Below are 5,668 nucleotides of genomic sequence, written 5' to 3' on the forward strand. Positions count from 1 at the left end.
TTCAGGTGTTAATTCTTTATTTTCAACTATTTCCAGTGTCACTAATTTATCTCTATCTTTTTTACTTAGAATCGCATTAAGTAGTGCTATTAAATTATCTTTCGTTTCTTCTTCACCAAAGGTCTTTTTAAATATGAAGTCATTTAAAGGTTTTAATCTTTCCATATAATCATTCCTTCCTATATTCTTATTTTATCAGAAAATTACATTTTATTCTACTCTACTTTTAAAATATCTATGATAAAATTTAATTCCTTCAACTTTTTTTATCTTTTGACTTGCTACAAATTAAATTGCTATCTAACAATGTATATGTGTATCAAAATAAAAAAAATTAGAAGTTACTTACTTTCCACCCAATATAACCTTTATTATATTAAATTCCAATTCATTTTGAATCAATAATTACATAATCCAGTACAAAAACTTTTAACACCAAAAAAAACTACCAAAATTATATTTCTATAAATTTCAGTAGTTCCATCCCGTGGCTGTCGCCATTTTTTTGTTTTTGTTTTTTTCCCAATTTCTTAACTTTTCACTCCAACTTCTTCACCATTAATCCGCATCAGATGTCTCATCTTCGCCTAGCTTCGCATGCCTAACTTACACTTTCCAAACATTCCCAAGGGTCTGACCCCTTACAGAGTTTGGAAGTGAAGCGGACAAGCTCTGTTGCTACACACATGTTTCATGACAAAAGAACCCTGCATCTTTAAATGCTGTTCTGAAATTAACCGTTTCTTTATCTGCATGGAAAACATATATTGCAGCTCCATCCGACATAGCTTCAAAAGTCCATTTATAAAAATTCAATAAAAACTCATAGAATTTCTTATCTGCCATATTATCATTTTGTATTTTACCTGCTGTTCCTTCATAGGCTACATTATATGGAGGATCGGTAACCGTAAGGTTTGCTTTTTTTCCCTCCATCAAAACTTCATAGGTTTTAGCTTCTGTGCTATCACCACAAATAAGTCTATGCCTTCCAAGAATCCACACATCTCCCTGTTTACTCATTGTAGGCTCTTTTAATGATCCTTCGACATCAAAGTCATCTTCCTTAATTTCTTTATCATGAACCTTGGAAAACAAATCATCTATCTCCGCAGCATCAAACCCTGTAAGAGATATATCAAACATCCCACCATCTAGCTCACTAATTAAATCCACAAGCTTTGGAAGATCCCAATCACCAGATACTTTATTTAAAGCAATATTTAGTGCCTTTTCTTCTGATTCATCCATATCCACAACCACACATTCTATTTCCGAAGCACCCTGCTCTTTTAGTATTTTATATCTTTGATGTCCCCCTACAATGTTTCCTGTCCTTTTATTCCAGATAGCAGGCTCTACATAACCAAAGGTCTCTATGGACTTCTTTAATTTTTCATATTCAGGATCACCTGGTTTTAAATCTTTACGTGGATTATATTTCGCTGGGTTCAATTTATCTACTGATACTTTTTGTATATCCATTTAACTTATTTCCCTCCTTACAAAATAAAAAGCCCATCTACTACCTTAAAGTAATAATGAACTTTCACAATTTATTCTTTTCTGCCTTTTCTTTAAAATGTCCATATCTATGTTCAAAACAGCATCTTCTGCTGCAATACTTTCTATACCTATTTCCATAAACCTTAAATTCACTACCACAGTATAAACAAATAAATGAATACCATCACTTTCTTTTTTATCTTTCTTATCTTTATTTTCATTCCACCATTTCCTTCTGCATTTATCGGAGCAAAACCTTGACTTTCTTCCACGTTTATCTGAAGTGTTAATGGGTTTGCCACATCTATCGCAGCTGGTGTTTTTACTAGGTAGTTCAATTTCACTTTCTATTGGCACGGATTTCCCGTAACCAAGAAAACCGCTTAACCCTTTGCTCTTGCAAAAATCCCTTACTGCATCTCTATTAATTACTAAGATGCTTGAAATACTGCAGTACCCATAGCCTTTTCTACGGAGCTTTAAAATTTCATCCTTTTGCTCATGATTTAACACTATTATCACCACCTGTTTAGCCTTTGGCAATTACTTTAAATCTTTGCTATTCCTACAATTGCACTATTTCGCAAAATTTCCCCTCCCGCCCCCTGGAATATAGCAATTTTTCACAGGTCGGGGACCACCCGACGTTGTCGTATCAATGCCTAGCGATTTATACCCCCCTACCCTACACAACTTCATCCACAACCAACGAACAAGTTATCCACAGATACCTAACAATAACTGTGGATAACTTTTCTATTTATCTCTAAAGTTATAAGAGTAAACTCTTCCTTTCCTTCCCCATCTACCATCTTCTTTAGCAGTCTTACGGTCATGGCAAGACTTACACAAGGCTTGCCAGTTACTCTCATCCCAGAACAACTTTTCATCTCCTCGGTGTGGTTTAATATGATCCACTACTTCTGAAGCACTAACAACTCCTTTTCTTTTACATGTCTCACAAATTGGGTGACCACTTAAGAACTGCAGCCTTAGCTTTCTCCACCTACTACTGTTATATAAATGTTTATAAGGTCTGCTATTTTTGTTGTAGTCACTGTCCACTTCTTTCTGATGTTTCTCACAGTACCTTTCATTGGTTAGTTCAGGACACCCTCTAAAGCTACAAGGCTTTGACGGTTTTCTTGGCATAGTTCTTACCTCTTTTCATTTAAGCACTGACTGTGTTACCTTAATTAGCTGTTCCTTACTTAATGCTTCCAGATACTTTTGACGCTCCCTGTAAGAGCACTGTTCTAAAAGCTTACTGACTTCACCCTTTTTTATAAAAACACCAGAGAGTATTAGATCTTTACTGCTTGACTCCATGTAGTGCCTTCTCCAAATGTTATAATAATTTAATGCTGTGCTTTCGCTATATCCATAACTTATTAGTTTTGTAATACTAACGTTTCTGTATTCTTTTTCAAAGCCTTCACAAAGTTTATATATTTCCTGAAGCTTTATCATTTTTGTTTACTCCTTTAATTTCTAATTTATCTTTCAGTATGCACCTTGGAAAAATACAATATAAAATATTACTACTAATCTTATCACTCCATATACATTTTCTACATTTATGAGTAGCCATATATATTCCCCCAAAATAAATCTCCTAAGGGTATCCTCAGAAGCTATCTCTTATAATATTTTTTATAAAAATAACCCTCAGATTTCTCCAAGAGTTTTATCTATTCTTCTACACTTTAAATTATATCAGATATGAAACGGACAAAACGGACAGGTTTTAATTTTTTCTTAAAATTCTTCATTATATTCAGCTGTCCCAGTCAACTTTAGCAAATCTATTAATAATTCAGAATAAATCACTTATCTATTTTATCAACCGCTACTGCGGGATTACCTTTTGCATTTTCCTTTACATTGTCTAATAATACCTTTAAGTTATTATATTTATGAAATTTACTATATGTTATTTCCACCATCTCTTCAAAACTACAGACGTTGCCCTTATTTTTAAGTATTCTAGGAATCTTTTCTTTATCATACAACTCAATAAAATCATTATAGCTTTTTCTTACTTCATTTATTTTTAACTTCCCAAATACAAAAAGGTGCAAAAATAGCACATCACAATAATTTACAATATCAATTGCAGCCAAAGACCTTATATGGGAAGAAGCCCGATTGTCATCGGACATATAGTAATATATGTTACAAGCTTTTGCAAATGCAGCAGTAACTCTTTCACCTTCATTTATAGGATTTTCACCAGGGTTATAACTGTCATCCTCATTCTTAAGTAACTTATATGTTTCTGAATAAACTTTCTTTTGTGTTTTTGTTAATTTATCATACTTTAATATTTTGATTTTTTGGTTATTCTTAAGTTTATCAATTTTTCTACCTTCTGTAGTGTCTTTTTTTATTTCATGCTCATAAACATAATCACTAATATATAAACAGCCCAGGGTTTCCATGGCAAGTCCAATAGACTTTGTCTTTACTAAGTGAATTAAAATATCAGCATCAAATACTGCTTTTATACGTGCCAAATTTTAACCCCCCCACTTAGTCTAATAAACCCTTCATAAAATCTTTAGCATCATCTGTTACCTCAATACTGTCCTCATAACCAAATTTTTCTGGTCTGCATCCCAAATAACTGAATATCCTAACTAAATCATCATAGGTCGTGTTTCCATTATCATAATTTTCTTTTAGAATCTCTAAGTCATTTTGTAATAAATAAGTGTCCTTAGATGGAACATTTAATTCATTTGTATAACCTAAATTTTTTGTTATATTTTCTAATTGATCAGGAGTAACCATACATTCATTTAGAGTGACTTGAACTTTGTTATTAATCCTCCCAGTTTCATAAAGTCTTTTAGTGATTGCTACATAATCAACACCATATTTCTGTTGGAGTCTTACTACCATTACTGAATCTATAGGTCTTGTTCCATTTTTACTCATTTCATCAACAAAACTACATATATCATCTTTAGGCATAAGTAATTCTACAGCAAAAGCATTAGCCATTATTTCTTTAATATTCTTAATATCAGCATCAACCATCTCTTCAATAACAGAATTAGTCTTAATATATACCCTATCTTCTAATAAATGATATATTTCATGTGCTATTGTAAATCTTTCACTACCAAGTGTATGATTTGTGTTAGTCACAATAACAAATGCACCATGTTTATAGCCAATAAATCCTGCAAGATTTAAATTACTAAATGGTGTTCTTATAAGTTTTATACTTATTCTTTCAGTTATTTCTAACAAATCTAGTATCTCTAATAATTGCTTAGCACAATAATTTCCTAATCCATACTTATCTCTAAAGTTTACAGCCCTATCATATGCAATTTTCAAAAACTCATCCAAACTACTCACCTCTAATCTCTTCTTGCGCGAATAGCGCATCAAATAGTAACTCAATACGTCTTACTTCTTTCAAATTTATTGAATCCATACCTTTTGCTTTAAAAGCCATAACAAAGGTTTTTTCTTCTGTTTTTTCTTCTTCAATAAATCCATATAAAGTATCAACATCTATCTCAAACACTCTAGCAATCCTAACAGCTTCTTCAAGTGAAACAGCTCTTTGATTATTTTCTATCTTAGCAATAATAACTCTGCTTAATGCTGTTTTATTACCAAGTTCCTCTTGAGTTATTCCCTTTTGTTTTCTTAAAGCACTTATTACTTCTCCAATATTTCTCATTTTCATTATTAAACACTCCCCCGCATATTCATTATACCGAACATCTTAGTTGTTTTCAATACTAATATATGAATTTAGTTCGATTTTAGTACATATTATTTATATCTTTAGCAAATTTTCTTATTAATATTCATATAAATAGAATAAATTATCTAGCTTTATAGGGTTAATCTATGGATTTGAAATATTATACTTTTTAATTACCCAAATTAAAAGCCTCTTAAATTTCTCTAAGCGGCTGTTTTGTTATTATTAATTCTCTACATCTTATACTCTGTCACATTCTTAACGGACAAAACGGACAGGATCTAGGTTTTAAGTAATTTTTATTATTTTAAATAAAATAACGAAAAATCGAGTAGGTAAAAGTCGGTAATAAATTTCCGACTTCTTTCCTCTCACAGAACCGTACGTGCGGACCTCGCATACGGCTCCTGGCAAAACTAAAAATTATTTATTCAT

Annotated in this window: 8 protein-coding genes and 1 pseudogene; all 9 read right to left on the bottom strand. The window is 31.8% G+C overall.

Translation table 11 applies throughout. The features are described 5' to 3' along the window. Positions 1 to 165: PD-(D/E)XK nuclease family transposase (locus tag KPL37_RS19000; RefSeq protein WP_216151648.1), on the bottom strand; the 165-nt coding region annotated here is incomplete at its 3' end. Positions 166 to 681: 516 nt separating this feature from the next. Next, a pseudogene (locus KPL37_RS19005) lies at positions 682 to 1,485 on the bottom strand (ParB N-terminal domain-containing protein); the annotation flags it as partial. 45 nt (positions 1,486 to 1,530) lie between these two features. Further along, positions 1,531 to 2,019 (bottom strand): hypothetical protein, encoded by a 489-nt coding sequence (locus tag KPL37_RS19010; protein ID WP_246578382.1) that lies wholly within the window; start codon positions 2,017 to 2,019, stop codon positions 1,531 to 1,533. 243 nt (positions 2,020 to 2,262) lie between these two features. Further along, positions 2,263 to 2,658 carry an HNH endonuclease signature motif containing protein gene (locus KPL37_RS19015; RefSeq protein WP_216151643.1) on the bottom strand — a complete coding sequence of 132 codons (396 nt, stop codon included), beginning with the start codon at positions 2,656 to 2,658 and terminating at the stop codon, positions 2,263 to 2,265. 15 nt (positions 2,659 to 2,673) lie between these two features. Then, positions 2,674 to 2,976 carry a hypothetical protein gene (locus KPL37_RS19020; protein WP_216151644.1) on the bottom strand — a complete coding sequence of 101 codons (303 nt, stop codon included), beginning with the start codon at positions 2,974 to 2,976 and terminating at the stop codon, positions 2,674 to 2,676. Next, on the bottom strand, positions 2,951 to 3,097 hold the full coding sequence (locus KPL37_RS19025) for a hypothetical protein (protein ID WP_216151645.1): 147 nt from the start codon (positions 3,095 to 3,097) through the stop codon (positions 2,951 to 2,953). The genes KPL37_RS19020 and KPL37_RS19025 overlap by 26 nt, the downstream gene beginning before the upstream one ends. A gap of 235 nt (positions 3,098 to 3,332) precedes the next feature. Beyond that, positions 3,333 to 4,022: a PIN domain-containing protein gene (locus KPL37_RS19030; protein ID WP_216151646.1), complete on the bottom strand. Its 690-nt coding sequence runs from the start codon at positions 4,020 to 4,022 to the stop codon at positions 3,333 to 3,335. A 16-nt stretch (positions 4,023 to 4,038) separates the two neighbouring features. Beyond that, positions 4,039 to 4,875 (bottom strand): ImmA/IrrE family metallo-endopeptidase, encoded by an 837-nt coding sequence (locus KPL37_RS19035; protein WP_343216313.1) that lies wholly within the window; start codon positions 4,873 to 4,875, stop codon positions 4,039 to 4,041. Continuing rightward, positions 4,868 to 5,212 (bottom strand): helix-turn-helix domain-containing protein, encoded by a 345-nt coding sequence (locus KPL37_RS19040; RefSeq protein ID WP_216151647.1) that lies wholly within the window; start codon positions 5,210 to 5,212, stop codon positions 4,868 to 4,870. The genes KPL37_RS19035 and KPL37_RS19040 overlap by 8 nt, the downstream gene beginning before the upstream one ends. Between the last annotated feature and the right edge of the window lie 456 nt (positions 5,213 to 5,668).

It is taken from the genome of Clostridium frigoris, from assembly GCF_018861865.1.
Lineage (GTDB): Bacteria > Bacillota > Clostridia > Clostridiales > Clostridiaceae > Clostridium_AD > Clostridium_AD frigoris.